The sequence below is a fragment of the Streptococcus mitis genome (assembly GCF_000722705.1).
Classification (GTDB): Bacteria; Bacillota; Bacilli; order Lactobacillales; family Streptococcaceae; genus Streptococcus; species Streptococcus mitis_P.
Window position 1 is genome coordinate 208316 of record NZ_JPFW01000007.1, and the last position, 16364, is coordinate 224679.

A 16364-nucleotide genomic window follows, 5' to 3' on the forward strand; every position below is an offset into this window, starting at 1 on the left:
AATTTTTCTTATGGAAAAGATTATTATTACAGCAACTGCTGAAAGTATTGAACAAGTTGAACAACTGCTCGAAGCTGGCGTGGACCGTATCTATGTCGGTGAGAAAGACTTTGGGCTTCGTCTGCCAACAACCTTTAGTCATGACCAATTGCGTGAAATCGCTAAGCTGGTTCATGATGCTGGTAAGGAATTGATTGTTGCAGTCAATGCCCTCATGCACCAAGATATGATGGACCGTATCAAGCCTTTTCTCGATTTCTTGGAAGAAATCAAGACAGACTACATAACGATTGGAGATGCAGGCGTTTTTTACGTAGTCAACCGCGATGGATATCCCTTTAAAACCATCTATGATGCTTCTACAATGGTGACAAGCAGTCGTCAGATTAACTTCTGGGGACAAAAGGCTGGCGCATCTGAGGCTGTTTTGGCGCGTGAAATTCCATCTGCTGAACTTTTTAAAATGCCAGAGATTTTGGAAATTCCTGCTGAAGTTTTGGTGTATGGTGCTAGTGTGATTCACCATTCTAAACGTCCACTCTTGCAAAACTACTATAACTTTACGCATATCGATGATGAAAAGACCCGCAAGCGGGACCTCTTCTTGGCTGAGCCAAGTGACCCCGAGAGCCATTATTCCATTTTTGAAGACAATCATGGGACCCACATCTTTGCCAATAATGACCTTGATTTGATGACCAAATTGACAGAATTGGTAGAGCATGGTTTTACTCACTGGAAATTAGAAGGTCTTTATACTCCAGGTCAGAACTTTGTTGAGATTGCAAAACTCTTTATCCAAGCGCGTAGCTTGATCCAAGAGGGCAACTTTAGCCATGACCAAGCCTTCTTGCTGGATGAAGAAGTGCGCAAGTTACATCCTAAAAACCGTTTCCTTGATACAGGATTTTATGATTACGACCCTGATATGGTTAAATAAAGTAAATCAATAGTTGAGAGAAGGAAGATGCAAACCTTTCTTCTCTCAATTTTTCTTATTCTCCAATATTTTCAAAAAAATCAGCATGTGAGGATACTCTATTTGATGTGATTTTTAAGCTAAGTAACGTTCTTGAGTTTGAAAATTATCCCATGTTTGCAGGTGCCAAATGGCCCTTTTTTTGGTATAATTTTTTATAATGGAAACGATTGGTAATCGCTATGTTGTGGTGGATTTAGAGGCAACTAGCACAGGTAGTAAGGCTAAAATTATTCAAGTGGGAATTGTTGTGATTGAGGATGGGAAAATCGTCGATCGCTATACGACGGATGTCAATCCACATGAACCTTTGGATGCCCATATTAAAGAACTGACAGGATTGACAGACCAACGTCTGGCGCAAGCACCTGATTTTTCGCAAGTTGCAAGAAAAATCTTTGACTTGGTGGGGAATGGTATTTTTGTAGCCCATAATGTTCAGTTTGATGCCAATCTCTTGGCGGAAAATTTATTTTTCGAAGGATATGAGCTAAGAAATCCTCGTGTTGACACGGTCGAATTGGCCCAAGTCTTTTTCCCGGAGCTGGAAAAATATAGTTTACCGATTTTGTGTCGAGAATTAGGAATTCCTCTAAAACATGCCCACACAGCCCTTTCAGATGCCCAAGCTACCGCGGAATTACTCTTATTTTTACGAGAAAAGATGGCCCAACTTCCTAAAGGTCTCTTGGAACGCTTGCTGGAAATGGCTGATTCCCTCCTATATGAGTCTTACCTGGTTATTGAGGAAATTTATAGAAATCAATCTATCCTGACTTCTCCAGACTTGGTCCAAGTTCAAGGACTGTATTTCAAGAAAACTGCATCTCCTCTGGAGACACGAAAACTATCTCAAGATTTTTCTAAAAATATTTCTCTATTGAACCTTGAAATAAGGGAGGAGCAAGAACGTTTTGCTAAAGAGGTTGGTTTGCTATTGAAGGATGAGCCTGTATCATTAATTCAAGCACCAACTGGGATTGGGAAAACTTATGGCTATCTCTTACCTGCTTTGTCCCAAGTAAAAGAGCGTCAGATTGTCCTTAGCGTTCCGACAAAGATTCTTCAAAATCAAATCATGGAAGAAGAGGGTAAACGTCTTAAAGAGGTGTTCCATACAGATATCCATTCTTTAAAGGGTCCACAAAATTACCTGAAGTTGGATGCCTTTTATCGTTCCTTGCAGGAAAATGATGAAAATCGCTTATTTAGACGCTTTAAAATGCAACTCTTGGTTTGGTTGACAGAGACAGAAACAGGAGATCTGGATGAAATTGGGCAACTCTACCGTTACCAACATTTTCTAACAGACCTTCGTCATGATGGGAATTTATCATCCCAGAGCTTATTTGTGACGGAAGATTTCTGGAAACGTAGTCAAGAAAGGGCACAAACCTGCAAGCTTTTAGTGACCAATCATGCCTATCTTGTAACCAGACTTGAAGATAATCCTGAATTTGTCAGAGACCGTTTATTGATTATTGATGAAGTTCAAAAGATTTTGTTAGCTCTAGAAAATCTGCTTCAACAGACCTACGATATCCAGTCTATTATTGCTTTAGTTGATAAGGCTTTAGTAGAAGAAGAAAACAGGGTCCAGCAACGAATACTAGAAAGTATTCGCTTTGAGTGTCTCTACTTGATAGACCAATTTCAGTCTGGAAAATCTCGGAAAAATATCTTGGATTCTCTTGCCAATCTCCACCAGTATTTTTCAGAATTAGAGGTAGAAGGCTTTGAGGAATTGGTTCGCTATTTTACGGCTGAAGGTGATTACTGGCTTGAAGCCACTGAAACGAGTCAGAAGAAAATTCAGATTTCTTCTACAAAATCAGGTCGTATTCTTCTATCTTCTTTAGTGCCTGATTCATGTCAAGTCTTGGGAGTATCGGCCACTCTTGAGATTAGTCAGAGGGTTTCTTTGGCAGACCTTTTAGGTTACCCTGAAGCCAAATTTGTCAAGATTGAAGCTCACAAAAAACAGGATCAAGAAGTGGTCTTGGTCAAAGATTTCCCTCTAGTAACAGAAACCTCCTTAGAAGTTTACGCCAAAGAGGTAGCTGATTTGCTGATGGATGTTCAAGATTTCCAACAACCGATTTTGGTTCTCTTTACTGCTAAAGACATGCTTCTAGCAGTATCGGATTTACTTCCAGTTAGCCATCTGGCCCAGTATAAAAATGGGGATGTTCATCAACTGAAGAAACGCTTTGAAAAAGGTGAACAACAAATTCTGCTTGGTGCCGCAAGTTTCTGGGAAGGAGTCGATTTTTCAAGTCATCCTTTTGTGATTCAAGTTGTACCAAGACTTCCTTTCCAAAATCCCCAAGAGCCCTTGACGAAAAAGATCAATCAGGAACTAATTCAAGAAGGGAAAAATGCCTTTTATGATTATCAATTGCCAATGGCTATTATTCGTTTAAAACAGGCTTTGGGAAGAAGCACGAGACGCGAATACCAACGTTCCTTAACCCTCATTCTGGATAGGAGAATTGTCGGAAAACGATACGGCAAGCAAATTGTGACTTCTCTAGCAAAAGAAGCGATCGTTACAACGATTGCTCAATCTGAAGTTAATGAGGCTATTGATAGATTTTTAAATGAACTTTGATAAATAGTATAGTATGAAAGTATAAGGTTAGTAAATATGAAACGTTCTCTCGACTCTAGAGTCGATTATAGTTTGCTCCTGCCAGTATTTTTTCTACTGGTTATCGGTGTGGTGGCTATTTATATAGCTGTTAGTCATGATTATCCAAACAATATTCTGCCCATTTTAGGGCAGCAGGTCGCCTGGATTGCCTTGGGGCTTGTGATTGGTTTTATCGTCATGCTCTTTAATACTGAGTTTCTTTGGAAAGTGACCCCCTTTCTGTATATTTTAGGCTTGGGACTCATGGTTCTGCCGATTGTCTTTTATAATCCGAGCTTAGTTGCATCCACGGGTGCTAAAAACTGGATTTCAGTAAATGGTGTTACCTTGTTCCAGCCGTCAGAATTTATGAAGATATCTTATATCCTCATGTTGGCCCGTGTCATTGTCCAATTTACCAAAAAACATAAGGAATGGAGACGCACAGTTCCGCTGGACTTCTTGTTGATTTTCTGGATGATTCTCTTTACCATTCCAGTCCTAGTTCTTTTGGCACTTCAGAGTGACTTGGGGACGGCTTTGGTTTTTGTGGCCATCTTCTCAGGAATCGTCTTGCTATCAGGAGTTTCTTGGAAAATTATTATTCCAGTATTTGTGACTGCTGTAACAGGAATTGCTGGTTTTCTAGCCATTTTTATCAGTAAGGACGGTCGTGCATTTCTCCATCAACTGGGGATGCCGACCTACCAAATCAATCGTATCTTGGCTTGGCTCAATCCATTTGACTTTGCCCAAACAACTACTTATCAACAGGCTCAAGGACAAATTGCCATTGGAAGTGGTGGCTTATTTGGTCAAGGGTTTAATGCTTCGAATCTGCTTATTCCAGTTCGTGAGTCGGATATGATTTTCACGGTTATTGCAGAAGATTTTGGCTTTATTGGCTCAGTCCTTGTTATCGCTCTTTACCTCATGCTCATTTACCGTATGTTGAAGATTACTCTCAAATCAAATAACCAGTTCTATACCTATATTTCCACAGGTTTGATTATGATGTTACTCTTCCACATCTTTGAGAATATTGGCGCTGTGACGGGCTTGCTTCCTTTGACTGGGATTCCTTTGCCTTTCATTTCACAAGGGGGATCGGCTATTATTAGTAATTTGATCGGTGTTGGCTTGCTTTTATCGATGAGTTACCAGACTAATCTAGCTGAAGAAAAGAGTGGAAAAGTCCCATTCAAGCGGAAAAAGGTTGTATTAAAACGAATCAAATAAGGAGAAAATCATGGTGAAAGTAGCCGTTATGTTAGCTCAGGGCTTTGAAGAAATTGAAGCTTTGACAGTTGTAGATGTCTTGCGTCGAGCAAATATCACTTGTGATATGGTAGGATTTGAGGAGCAAGTGACAGGTTCGCACGCAATCCAAGTCAGAGCAGATCGTGTATTTGATGGTGATTTATCAGACTATGACATGATTGTACTTCCTGGGGGCATGCCTGGTTCTGCACATTTGCGTGACAATCAGGCTTTAATTCAAGAATTGCAAAGCTTCGAGCAAGAAGGGAAGAGACTGGCAGCCATTTGTGCAGCACCAATTGCCCTCAATCAAGCAGGAGTATTGAAAAATAAGAAGTACACTTGTTATGACGGTGTTCAAGAGCAAATCCTTGATGGGCAATACGTCAAGGAAACAGTAGTGGTAGATGGTCATTTGACAACCAGTCGGGGCCCTTCAACAGCCCTTGCCTTTGCCTACGAGTTAGTGGATCAATTAGGGGGAGACGCAGAGAGTTTACGAATTGGAATGCTATATCGAGATGTCTTTGGTAAAAATCAATAAAACGGGAGTCAACCTCTCGTTTTTTTACTTGGAAAAAATCTAGGAAATCATCGCTTTTTTCATAAAAAAATGGTATAATGAGGGGTATGAAATATCACGATTACATCTGGGATTTAGGTGGAACTTTACTGGATAATTATGAAACTTCAACAGCTGCATTTGTTGAAACATTAGCGCTGTATGGTATTACACAAGATCATGATAGTGTCTATCAAGCTTTAAAGGTTTCTACTGATTTTGCGATTGAGACATTCGCTCCCAACCTAGAGAATTTTTTAAAAAAGTATAAGGAAAATGAAGCCAGAGAGCTGGAACACCCGATTTTATTTGATGGAGTTTCTGACTTATTGGAGTACATTTCAAATCAAGGTGGGCGTCATTTCTTGGTTTCTCACAGAAATGATCAGGTCTTAGAAATTTTAGAAAAAACTTCTATAGCAACCTACTTTACAGAAGTAGTGACTTCTAGCTCAGGTTTTAAGAGAAAGCCAAATCCTGAGTCCATGCTTTATTTAAGAGAAAAGTATCAGATTAGCTCTGGTCTTGTCATTGGAGATCGGCCGATTGATATCGAAGCAGGGCAAGCTGCTGGCCTGGATACCCACTTGTTTACCAGTATCGTGAATTTAAGACAAGTATTAGACATGTAAGAAAAAGGAATGAGATGACAGAAGAAATCAAAAATCTGCAGGCACAGGATTATGATGCCAGTCAAATTCAAGTTTTAGAGGGCTTAGAGGCTGTACGTATGCGTCCAGGGATGTATATCGGATCAACCTCAAAAGAAGGTCTTCACCATCTAGTCTGGGAAATTGTTGATAACTCAATCGACGAGGCCTTGGCAGGATTTGCCAACCATATTCAAGTCTTCATTGAGCCAGATGATTCGATTACTGTTGTCGATGATGGACGTGGTATCCCAGTCGATATTCAGGAAAAAACAGGTCGGCCTGCCGTAGAAACTGTCTTTACTGTCCTGCATGCTGGAGGAAAGTTTGGCGGTGGCGGATACAAGGTTTCAGGTGGTCTTCACGGAGTAGGGTCATCAGTAGTTAATGCCCTTTCCACTCAATTAGACGTCCATGTCCACAAAAACGGTAAAATTCATTACCAAGAATACCGTCGTGGTCATGTTGTTGCGGATCTTGAGGTAGTCGGAGATACAGATAGAACTGGAACAACGGTTCATTTCACACCAGATCCAGATATCTTCACTGAAACAACAACCTTTGATTTTGATAAATTAAATAAACGGATTCAAGAGTTGGCCTTTCTAAATCGCGGTCTTCAAATCTCCATCACAGATAAGCGCCAAGGTTTGGAACAAACCAAGCATTACCATTATGAAGGTGGGATTGCTAGTTACGTTGAATATATCAATGAGAACAAGGATGTTATCTTTGATACACCAATCTACACAGATGGTGAGATGGATGATATCACAGTTGAAGTAGCCATGCAGTACACAACGGGCTACCATGAAAATGTCATGAGTTTTGCCAACAATATTCATACCCATGAAGGTGGAACGCATGAGCAAGGTTTCCGTACAGCACTGACTCGTGTTATCAACGATTATGCTCGAAAAAATAAGTTACTGAAAGACAATGAAGACAACCTAACAGGGGAAGATGTTCGCGAAGGATTAACTGCAGTTATCTCAGTTAAACACCCAAATCCACAGTTTGAAGGACAAACTAAGACCAAACTGGGAAACAGCGAAGTAGTCAAGATTACTAATCGCCTCTTCAGCGATGCCTTCTCTGATTTCCTTATGGAAAATCCACAGATTGCCAAGCGAATCGTGGAAAAAGGGATTTTAGCTGCCAAGGCTCGTGTTGCTGCCAAGCGTGCGCGTGAAGTCACTCGTAAAAAATCTGGTTTGGAAATTTCCAACCTTCCAGGAAAACTAGCAGACTGTTCTTCTAACAATCCTGCTGAAACAGAACTTTTTATCGTCGAAGGAGACTCAGCTGGTGGGTCAGCTAAATCTGGTCGTAACCGTGAATTTCAGGCAATTCTTCCAATTCGCGGTAAGATTTTGAACGTTGAAAAAGCAAGCATGGATAAAATTCTTGCCAACGAAGAAATTCGAAGTCTTTTTACAGCTATGGGAACAGGATTTGGAGCAGAATTTGATGTTTCAAAAGCTCGGTACCAAAAACTCGTTTTGATGACCGATGCCGATGTCGATGGAGCTCATATTCGTACCCTTCTTTTAACCTTGATTTATCGTTATATGAAACCAATCCTAGAAGCTGGTTATGTTTATATTGCCCAACCACCAATCTACGGTGTCAAGGTTGGAAGTGAAATTAAAGAATACATCCAGCCAGGTGCAGATCAAGAAATTAAACTTCAAGAAGCTTTAGCCCGTTATAGTGAAGGTCGAACCAAACCGACAATTCAGCGTTATAAAGGTCTAGGTGAAATGGACGACCACCAATTATGGGAAACAACAATGGATCCAGAACACCGCTTAATGGCTAGAGTTTCTGTGGATGATGCTGCAGAAGCAGATAAAATCTTTGATATGTTGATGGGGGATCGAGTAGAGCCTCGTCGTGAGTTTATCGAAGAAAATGCTGTCTATAGTACACTTGATGTCTAAAAAAAGGGGAGAAGTAGTTCCCTTGGTCTAAAAAATATGATATAATCATTACGATTGTTTCAAGTAAAAAAGGAGTTTAATATGTCTGCTAGACTAGTAATTTATCTAATCATTGCAATCGCAGTTTTATTGATCGTTGCATATGCTATCGCAATCTACGTACGAAAACGCAATGAAAGTAAATTAGCAATTTTAGAAGAGAAAAAAGAAGAGCTGTATAATCTTCCAGTTAATGATGAGGTTGAAGCTGTAAAAAACATGCACTTGATTGGACAAAGTCAGGTGACTTTCCGTGAGTGGAATCAAAAATGGGTTGACCTATCTCTTAATTCTTTTGCCGATATCGAAAATAATCTTTTCGAGGCAGAAGGTTATAACAACTCATTCCGTTTTTTCAAAGCTAGTCATCAAATTGATCAAATCGAGAGTCAAATTACCTTGATTGAAGAAGATATTGCATCAATTCGCAATGCCTTGGCAGATTTGGAGAAACAAGAGTCTAAAAATAGTGGACGTGTTCTTCATACCTTGGACTTGTTTGAAGAGTTACAACACCGAGTTGCTGATCATTCTGAAGAATATGGACAAGGTTTGTCTGAAATCGAAAAACAATTGGAAAATATCCAATCAGAGTTTTCTCAGTTTGTAACTTTAAACTCGTCTGGTGACCCAGTAGAAGCTGCTGTGATTTTGGATAATGCTGAAAATCATATCTTGGCTTTGACACATATTGTTGATCGTATACCAGCAGTTGTAACAACATTATCTAAAGAGCTACCAGATCAGTTAGAAGATTTGGAGAATGGTTACCGTAAGCTTTTAGATGCTAACTATCATTTTGCTGAGACGGATATTGAAGCTCGTTTCCAATTGCTTCATGAAGCTCTTAAGAAAAATCACGAGAATATTGCGCAATTAGAATTGGATAATGCTGAGTACGAAAATACTCAAATCCAAGAAGAGATTAATGCACTTTATGATATTTTTACACGAGAAATTGCTGCTCAGAAAGTTGTAGACGGTTTAGTAGCAACACTTCCTACTTATCTTCAACACATGAAAGATAGTAACGCTGTTTTAGTCGAAGATATTAAACGATTAAGTAAGAGTTATCTATTTTCTGAAACAGATGTTAGTCATGTTCATAGATTGCAAACTGAATTAGACTCTTTGGAAGAATCTGTATTAGAATTAACTTCTGAACAAGAGGAACATTCTGAGCCATATTCATTGCTTGAAGAACGTTTGGAAAACTTACAAGCAACTTTGAAAGAGATTGAGGATGAACAAGTTGAACTTAGTCAACGTCTTGCTCAGATTGAAAAAGATGATATCAATGCTCGCCAAAAGGCAAATGTTTATGTTAATCGTCTTCATACAATTAAGAGATATATGGAGAAACGCAATCTTCCAGGTATTCCTCAGAATTTCTTACAGTTATTCTTTACAGCAAGTAACCATACAGAAGAGTTAATGGCTGAACTAGAAGAATCTCAGGTTAATATCGAAGTTGTAAACCGTATGCTTGAGATTACAACAAATCATATGGAAGCACTTGAAGATGAAACTTATAATATTGTTAAATATGCAACTTTGACTGAACAATTACTACAGTATTCGAATCGTTACCGCTCATTTGATGAACGAATTCAGGAAGCCTTTAATGACTCATTAGAAATCTTTGAAAAAGATTTTGATTACCATGCTTCATTTGATAAGATTTCGCAAGCTTTGGAAGTTGCAGAACCTGGTGTAACCAACCGTTTCGTTACTTCATATGAAAAGACACGTGAGACAATTCGTTTCTAACATAATAAAAAAGATTTGGTTTTGTGAGAAGCAGAACCAAATCTTTTTTATTGTCTATAAAATCTTCTATGATAAAATCTCAAGATAAAAAATTGGAGACGATTTAAAAAGCAAGTCAGAACCTATGTTTGGCTTATTAGGTTCAATAGCTTTCTAATCTCTCCAAAATGTTATTTGGTTGGAATCGAAATCCCAATTAATTTTTCTGAGTAGAGTGTCTTGATATTGGCTTCATCAATAGAGTCCTTATCAATTTTACGTTTCAAGAAAAATTCTTGAATGGCTTCGATTTCAGGTTCGCGAATAGCGCGGTGTTTGTTTGAGATGAGGATTTCATAGTGAAGCGGAGCTTGGGTAAAAATAACATCTGTATTACCTGCAGAATAAACCTCAACAAGGGTTGCATCTGTACTTTCTAGCTGGCTTTTTACAAGTTGCGAGTGTGAGTTTGTCGTATTGATAAGCTTCATAACATTTCCTCCGATTTTCTAATTCTATTATAGCACTTTTTAAATAAAGTAGCTTGATTTAGTCAATCTTATGCTGTTTTTTCCAAGATTGGATTGCCCATTTATGGCTACCACGTTTGAGGTTTTCAATAGCCTCGTCAATAGGGAACCAGGAAATATGATTAAAGTCTTCTAGTGGTTTTTGTACTTCTTTGAAAGAAGTCGCTTCATAGAGGTAGGCAGGATTGTAGTAGTAGGTATCACGGTGACGAGAGTAAAAATATTCGTCAGCTTGTCCGTAATAGGTACCAATTTCAGCAGTGAATCCAAGCTCTTCAATCAATTCACGTTTTAGGGCCTCCTGATGATTTTCACCTGCTTCAATTTCGCCACCTGGTAAGAACCAAGCGCCATTAGGCGCTTGAACAAGAACAATTTGTTTTTGTTCATCGTCTGGAATAACTGCATACACTCCATAGCGTGCAATATAGTCTATATTTGCTTTTTTTTCTCCAAAAGTTGGGTTTGACATTGCATTTTCCTCATTATCTATTATCTTTATTATTATCTTAATGGACAAAGGCCTAGCTGTCAAGAATTTATAGTTATTTTAGTAAAAAGGGGCAGAAAATTTTCATTTTCTACTCCTTTTTTATAGGATTTATACTTCTTTTTCAGAAGATTTTACTTCAGCTTTTTTGGCAGATTTAATCTGAATCTTGCCCTTGCTGGTCATCACTGCCTTGAGGTCTTTCTCGCTTGGGTTTTCAAGGTAGTAGTCAGTGATTGCGTCTTCAATATAGTCTTGAATAGTACGACGAAGTGGGCGTGCCCCCATTTTTGGATCATAGCCGAGGTCAACCAATTTTTCCTTAACCTTGTCAGTTACATCCAAATGAATGTTGTTGCTGGAAAGGCGTTTATTAACATCAGCTAGCATGAGCTCGACGATTTGAAGGAGATTGTCCTTGCTGAGAGCCTTGAACTCAATAATAGCATCAAAACGGTTCATGAACTCTGGGCTAAAGAAGTTGCCGAGTTCACCGAGAACAGAGTTGGTACGTCCTTCGCGAGCTGCCCCAAAACCAACGCTGGCTTCAGCCTTACCTGTACCTGCATTTGAGGTCATGATAATAATGGCGTCCTTGAAGCTAACGGTACGTCCTTGTCCATCTGTCAAACGTCCATCGTCCAAGACTTGAAGGAACATATGCATGACATCTGGATGGGCTTTTTCCACTTCATCCAAGAGGATAAGTGAGTAGGGATTACGGCGGACTTTTTCAGTTAATTGCCCAGCTTCATCATAGCCAACATAACCTGGAGGGGCGCCGACCAACTTAGCCACACTGTGTTTTTCCATGTATTCACTCATATCAAAGCGAATCATGCTGTCAGCAGAACCAAAAAGTTCAATGGCTAGTTGTTTGGAAAGTTCTGTCTTACCGACACCGGTTGGCCCAACGAAGAGGAAGCTTCCGATGGGGCGATTAGGAGTCCCAAGTCCGACACGATTACGGCGAATAGCCTTAGCAATCTTATCGACAGCATCGTCTTGCCCAATAACATGAGAGTTGAGGTCTTCAGCTAGATGGATGAGTTGAGATTGTTCTTTCTCTTTCAAATCCCCAACAGGGATATTGGTTTTCTGCTCGATAATGTATTCAATTGTTTTCTCACTGATGATAGGAGTGTCCTGGTCTGTGACCTTTTTCTTTTGCATTTCCCTATACTTGGCAATCTGGTCACGGAAGTAAGCAGCTTTTTCAAAATCTTCCTCTCGTGTAGCTTGAGATTTGAGATTTTCAGCCTCAATCAAGCGCTGATCAATTACTTTAGGATCTACAAAATTCAAGGTCAAGTTCATCTTAGAACCCGCTTCATCTAGGAGGTCAATGGCCTTATCAGGTAAGAAGCGATCTTGGATGTAGCGATTAGAAAGAGTTGCAGCTGCTTCAATTGCAGCATCGGTATACTGAACGTGGTGGTAGTCTTCGTATTTCTTTTGAATCCCTTTGAGGATAATAATCGTTTCCTCCACAGTTGGTTCATCGACTTTAACAGGCTGCATACGACGCTCGAGAGCAGCATCCTTTTCAATGATACGGTATTCATTGAGGGTAGTAGCACCGACCAGTTGCAGCTCCCCACGAGCAAGGGCTGGCTTGAGGATATTTCCAGCATCCATATTGCCATCGCCCGCAGAACCAGCACCGACAATTTCATGGATTTCATCGATAAAGAGGATGATGTCCTCACGTTTGCGAATTTCTTCCATGAGTTTTTGCATGCGTTCTTCAAATTGTCCTCGGATCCCCGTTCCTTGAACCAAGCTAACCACATCCAAGCGGATGACTTGTTTACCTTGGAGTTTATGCGGAACATCTCCATCAACGATTTTCTGAGCTAGACCTTCGACAACGGCCGTTTTTCCGACACCTGGTTCACCGATAAGAACAGGATTATTCTTGGTTCTACGATTGAGAATTTCGATGACACGGATAATCTCATCGTCGCGTCCAATAACAGGGTCTATATCTCCACGACGGGCAATCTCAGTTACGTTAATACCAAATTCTTCCAGCAGGCCTTTTTCTTGGCTTGGGGGCGGAGTTTGAGCAGGTCCACGATTTTGGGAACCATAACCGCCGTTTCCACCGTAACCTCCACCTGATTGGGTTGGGGGAATAGGAGGGGTATTGCTAGAAGGTCTGAAATTGTTTAGATCATTGAAGAAATCACCAAAGGGATCAAAGTCACGATTATTCAGATCCGTCATACCTTTAAAGAGGCTATTGTTAGGATCTGTTTTGATAATCTTATAGCAGTTTTGACAGAGGTCAATTTGTTTTTGTTTTCCATTGAGATTGGTATAAAGATGAATTGTTGAGTCGTTGATTTTACAGTTTTGACAAAGCATACATCTACCTCATTTCTTTCTTTAGCCTGACCTGTTTAAAGGTCAAAAATAGTCAAAATTCTATACTCTCATTATAACAGGATTGGGGTGTAAAGCAAGTAAAAAGATTGCAGCTTTGAGAAGTTGTTACAATGAAAATCTTTGTGGATTTGGACTATAAAAAAAATCCTATTTGTGAGACAAAAAGGATTTTGGTTAGAGATGCAGGGGTAATCCCGGCTAGTTTTAGATTAGTAGAGGAGTTCGTAAATCTCCATTGCAATCAAGTCAATGCTGTCAAACGTATAAGTTTCGCGAGCTTCGACATCACGAAGGGTAAAGATTGATCCGTTTTCTTCGTCGTGGCTGTATGCAACTTCTGCAACAACAACTCCTTCGCGTTCAAAATTACGTTTTAAATTTCCGCCGTCTTTTGCCATTGCTTCAAGGCGGTTGATAATTCTAACCAAATGTGATTCCATTTTGATTCTCCTTCATTTCTTATCGTTACTATTTTACCATAAAGGAGGTCAACTTGACTAGAAAAAACTAAGATTTCTCGCTAATTCTACCAGCTTAAAGTTTTTTTGAATAAATTAGATAAAAGATTTGAATTTTAATTCAATTAATGTTATAATCATACAGTATTCTATTTTAGAAAGCAGTGTGACTATGAATTTTTCTTTTTTACCCAAGTATTTACCTTATTTTAACTATGGGGCTGTTGTGACGGTTCTTATTTCTATCTGTGTTGTCTTTTTGGGAACTATTTTGGGTGTTGTCTTGGCTTTTGGGCAACGTTCCAAGTTTAAACCGCTTGTTTGGCTCGCCAACTTGTACGTTTGGATTTTCCGTGGGACACCGATGATGGTTCAGATTATGATTGCCTTTGCTCTTATGCATATCAATGCTCCGACTATTCAGGTTGGGATTTTGGGTGTTGATTTGTCTCGCCTGATTCCAGGGATTTTGATTATTTCTATGAATAGTGGTGCTTATGTTTCTGAGACTGTGCGTGCTGGGATTAATGCAGTTCCTAAGGGTCAGTTAGAGGCGGCCTATTCTTTAGGGATTCGTCCTAAAAATGCGATGCGCTATGTGATTTTGCCACAAGCAATCAAAAATATTTTGCCAGCCTTGGGGAACGAATTTATCACTATTATCAAGGATAGTTCCCTCTTATCAGCTATCGGTGTTATGGAGTTATGGAATGGGGCTACAACAGTTTCTACAACAACCTATCTACCTCTGACACCACTTTTATTTGCAGCCTTTTACTACTTGATTATGACCTCTATTTTGACAGTAGCCTTGAAAGCTTTTGAAAAACGTATGGGACAAGGAGATAAAAAATAATGACAGAAACCTTGATAAAAATTGAAAATTTACATAAATCCTTTGGAAAGAATGAAGTATTGAAGGGCATCAACCTCGAGATTAAAAGAGGAGAAGTTGTCGTTATCATTGGTCCTTCAGGAAGTGGGAAATCTACCTTGCTTCGTTCTATGAATTTGTTGGAAGAAGCGACCAAGGGGAAGGTTATCTTTGAGGGAGTCGATATTACGGACAAGAAGAATGACCTGTTTGCTATGCGTGAGAAGATGGGCATGGTTTTTCAACAATTTAATCTCTTTCCTAATATGACTGTGATGGAAAATATCACCTTGTCTCCTATCAAGACAAAAGGTGAAAGTAAGGAAGTTGCAGAGAAGAGAGCTCAGGAACTTTTGGAAAAAGTTGGTTTACCAGATAAGGCAACTGCTTATCCACAGAGTTTGTCAGGTGGTCAGCAACAGCGGATTGCTATTGCGCGTGGTTTAGCTATGGAACCTGATGTTTTGCTCTTTGACGAGCCAACTTCAGCCCTGGACCCTGAAATGGTAGGTGAGGTGTTGGCTGTTATGCAAGACTTAGCCAAGTCAGGAATGACCATGGTTATCGTAACGCATGAGATGGGATTCGCTCGTGAGGTGGCAGACCGTGTCATCTTTATGGCAAACGGTGTGGTTGTTGAAGATGGAACACCTGAACAGATTTTTGAACAAACCCAAGAACAACGGACTAAAGACTTCTTGAGTAAGGTTTTATAAGTTAGCTTTGTTAAGCTATTTGTAGCCAACTTTACATATAAAATATAGATTAATGAAAAGCTCGACTCGAGCTTTTTCTTATAGTTTGAAACTATAGGATAGCTTAGGAAAGAAGTGTTAGAGAGGATTAGCAGTTTTTGATATAATGGAAGATATTTGAAAGAAAAGAGAAGTGATATGACACAGATTATTGATGGGAAGGCTCTAGCAGCTAAGTTACAAGGACAGCTGGCTGAAAAGACTGAAAGATTAAAGGAAGAAACGGGGCTAGTACCTGGTTTAGTAGTGATTTTGGTTGGGGAGAACCCTGCCAGCCAAGTCTACGTTCGTAACAAGGAACGTTCTGCACTTGCGGCTGGTTTCCGTAGTGAAGTAGTGAGAATTCCAGATACCATTAGTCAAGCTGAATTGTTAGACTTGATTGCCAAATACAATCAAGATCCAGCTTGGCATGGAATTTTGGTTCAGTTACCATTACCAAAACATATTGATGAAGAGGCAGTTTTGTTGGCCATTGACCCAGAAAAGGATGTAGATGGTTTCCATCCCTTAAACATGGGGCGTCTCTGGTCTGGTCATCCAGTCATGATTCCTTCGACACCTGCAGGAATTATGGAAATGTTTCATGAATATGGGATTGACTTGGAAGGTAAAAATGCGGTCGTCATCGGTCGTTCCAATATCGTTGGAAAACCCATGGCTCAACTTCTTTTGGCAAAGAATGCTACAGTGACTTTGACCCATTCACGTACTCATAATCTTGCCAAGGTAGCTGCTAAAGCAGATATTCTTGTAGTAGCAATCGGTCGTGCCAAGTTTGTGACTGATGACTTTGTCAAACCAGGTGCGGTAGTCATTGACGTTGGGATGAATCGTGATGAAAATGGCAAGCTCTGTGGGGATGTGGATTATGAGGCAGTTGCCCCACTTGCTAGCCATATTACACCAGTTCCTGGAGGTGTAGGTCCTATGACCATTACTATGCTGATGGAGCAAACCTATCAGGCAGCCCTTTGGACTTTGGAGAGAAAATTTTAAAAGTAAGTTTATAAAAGGAGGTATGCGCTTCCTTTTTGTTGTATAATGGAGTG

At 39.8% G+C, this 16364-nt stretch carries 14 protein-coding genes; 10 read left to right on the plus strand and 4 right to left on the minus strand.

Annotated elements, in window-relative coordinates:
• The first annotated feature begins 10 nt into the window (after positions 1–10).
• The 7 genes from SK642_RS03750 (at position 11) to ezrA (ending at position 9835) form a co-directional block, all read left to right on the plus strand.
• The gene (locus SK642_RS03750) at positions 11–940 is read left to right on the plus strand and encodes a peptidase U32 family protein (protein ID WP_033683429.1); all 930 of its coding nucleotides are present in this window, start codon (positions 11–13) and stop codon (positions 938–940) included.
• A 199-nt stretch (positions 941–1139) separates the two neighbouring features.
• The gene (locus tag SK642_RS03755; protein WP_033683430.1) at positions 1140–3590 is read left to right on the plus strand and encodes a bifunctional DnaQ family exonuclease/ATP-dependent helicase; all 2451 of its coding nucleotides are present in this window, start codon (positions 1140–1142) and stop codon (positions 3588–3590) included.
• Positions 3591–3626: 36 nt separating this feature from the next.
• On the plus strand, positions 3627–4850 hold the full coding sequence (locus SK642_RS03760) for an FtsW/RodA/SpoVE family cell cycle protein (RefSeq protein WP_033683431.1): 1224 nt from the start codon (positions 3627–3629) through the stop codon (positions 4848–4850).
• Positions 4851–4860: 10 nt separating this feature from the next.
• Entirely contained in the window at positions 4861–5415 is a 555-nt protein-coding gene (locus tag SK642_RS03765; protein WP_033683432.1) for a DJ-1 family glyoxalase III, read from the plus strand.
• Positions 5416–5501: 86 nt separating this feature from the next.
• The gene (locus SK642_RS03770) at positions 5502–6065 is read left to right on the plus strand and encodes an HAD family hydrolase (RefSeq protein WP_033683433.1); all 564 of its coding nucleotides are present in this window, start codon (positions 5502–5504) and stop codon (positions 6063–6065) included.
• 14 nt (positions 6066–6079) lie between these two features.
• Positions 6080–8026 carry a DNA topoisomerase (ATP-hydrolyzing) subunit B gene (gyrB, locus tag SK642_RS03775; RefSeq protein ID WP_033683435.1) on the plus strand — a complete coding sequence of 649 codons (1947 nt, stop codon included), beginning with the start codon at positions 6080–6082 and terminating at the stop codon, positions 8024–8026.
• 81 nt (positions 8027–8107) lie between these two features.
• On the plus strand, positions 8108–9835 hold the full coding sequence (gene ezrA, locus SK642_RS03780) for a septation ring formation regulator EzrA (RefSeq protein ID WP_033683436.1): 1728 nt from the start codon (positions 8108–8110) through the stop codon (positions 9833–9835).
• Positions 9836–10005: 170 nt separating this feature from the next.
• Here the strand turns inward: ezrA and SK642_RS03785 are convergent, their stop codons facing one another.
• The 4 genes from SK642_RS03785 to SK642_RS03800 all read right to left on the minus strand — a co-directional run bounded on the left by SK642_RS03785 (position 10006) and on the right by SK642_RS03800 (position 13665).
• Positions 10006–10305, minus strand: coding sequence for a DUF1827 family protein (locus tag SK642_RS03785; RefSeq protein WP_000767189.1), 300 nt, complete (start codon positions 10303–10305; stop codon positions 10006–10008).
• A 58-nt stretch (positions 10306–10363) separates the two neighbouring features.
• Entirely contained in the window at positions 10364–10816 is a 453-nt protein-coding gene (locus tag SK642_RS03790) for an NUDIX hydrolase (protein WP_033683437.1), read from the minus strand.
• Positions 10817–10945: 129 nt separating this feature from the next.
• On the minus strand, positions 10946–13204 hold the full coding sequence (locus SK642_RS03795; protein WP_033683439.1) for an ATP-dependent Clp protease ATP-binding subunit: 2259 nt from the start codon (positions 13202–13204) through the stop codon (positions 10946–10948).
• Positions 13205–13434: 230 nt separating this feature from the next.
• On the minus strand, positions 13435–13665 hold the full coding sequence (locus tag SK642_RS03800) for a DUF1797 family protein (RefSeq protein ID WP_000443570.1): 231 nt from the start codon (positions 13663–13665) through the stop codon (positions 13435–13437).
• A 190-nt stretch (positions 13666–13855) separates the two neighbouring features.
• Here SK642_RS03800 and SK642_RS03805 point away from each other — a divergent pair, with 190 nt between their 5' ends.
• The 3 genes from SK642_RS03805 to SK642_RS03815 all read left to right on the plus strand — a co-directional run bounded on the left by SK642_RS03805 (position 13856) and on the right by SK642_RS03815 (position 16311).
• Complete coding sequence (locus SK642_RS03805) at positions 13856–14539, plus strand: amino acid ABC transporter permease (protein ID WP_001011642.1); 684 nt, start codon at positions 13856–13858, stop codon at positions 14537–14539.
• The gene (locus tag SK642_RS03810) at positions 14539–15273 is read left to right on the plus strand and encodes an amino acid ABC transporter ATP-binding protein (protein WP_033683440.1); all 735 of its coding nucleotides are present in this window, start codon (positions 14539–14541) and stop codon (positions 15271–15273) included. Before SK642_RS03805 ends, SK642_RS03810 begins: the two co-directional genes overlap by 1 nt.
• 177 nt (positions 15274–15450) lie before the next feature.
• Positions 15451–16311 (plus strand): bifunctional methylenetetrahydrofolate dehydrogenase/methenyltetrahydrofolate cyclohydrolase, encoded by an 861-nt coding sequence (locus SK642_RS03815; protein WP_033683441.1) that lies wholly within the window; start codon positions 15451–15453, stop codon positions 16309–16311.
• The last annotated feature ends 53 nt before the right edge of the window (positions 16312–16364 follow it).

Excerpts from the sequence above, each read along its gene's own strand:
- SK642_RS03810 (WP_033683440.1), top strand. The coding sequence starts at position 14,539 with ATGACAGAAACCTTGATAAAAATTGAAAATTTACATAAATCCTTTGGA.
- SK642_RS03755 (WP_033683430.1), top strand. The coding sequence starts at position 1,140 with ATGGAAACGATTGGTAATCGCTATGTTGTGGTGGATTTAGAGGCAACT.
- SK642_RS03750 (WP_033683429.1), top strand. The coding sequence starts at position 11 with ATGGAAAAGATTATTATTACAGCAACTGCTGAAAGTATTGAACAAGTT.
- SK642_RS03795 (WP_033683439.1), bottom strand. The coding sequence starts at position 13,204 with ATGCTTTGTCAAAACTGTAAAATCAACGACTCAACAATTCATCTTTAT.
- SK642_RS03760 (WP_033683431.1), top strand. The coding sequence starts at position 3,627 with ATGAAACGTTCTCTCGACTCTAGAGTCGATTATAGTTTGCTCCTGCCA.
- ezrA (WP_033683436.1), top strand. The coding sequence starts at position 8,108 with ATGTCTGCTAGACTAGTAATTTATCTAATCATTGCAATCGCAGTTTTA.
- SK642_RS03790 (WP_033683437.1), bottom strand. The coding sequence starts at position 10,816 with ATGTCAAACCCAACTTTTGGAGAAAAAAAAGCAAATATAGACTATATT.
- gyrB (WP_033683435.1), top strand. The coding sequence starts at position 6,080 with ATGACAGAAGAAATCAAAAATCTGCAGGCACAGGATTATGATGCCAGT.
- SK642_RS03765 (WP_033683432.1), top strand. The coding sequence starts at position 4,861 with ATGGTGAAAGTAGCCGTTATGTTAGCTCAGGGCTTTGAAGAAATTGAA.
- SK642_RS03785 (WP_000767189.1), bottom strand. The coding sequence starts at position 10,305 with ATGAAGCTTATCAATACGACAAACTCACACTCGCAACTTGTAAAAAGC.
- SK642_RS03805 (WP_001011642.1), top strand. The coding sequence starts at position 13,856 with ATGAATTTTTCTTTTTTACCCAAGTATTTACCTTATTTTAACTATGGG.
- SK642_RS03815 (WP_033683441.1), top strand. The coding sequence starts at position 15,451 with ATGACACAGATTATTGATGGGAAGGCTCTAGCAGCTAAGTTACAAGGA.
- SK642_RS03770 (WP_033683433.1), top strand. The coding sequence starts at position 5,502 with ATGAAATATCACGATTACATCTGGGATTTAGGTGGAACTTTACTGGAT.
- SK642_RS03800 (WP_000443570.1), bottom strand. The coding sequence starts at position 13,665 with ATGGAATCACATTTGGTTAGAATTATCAACCGCCTTGAAGCAATGGCA.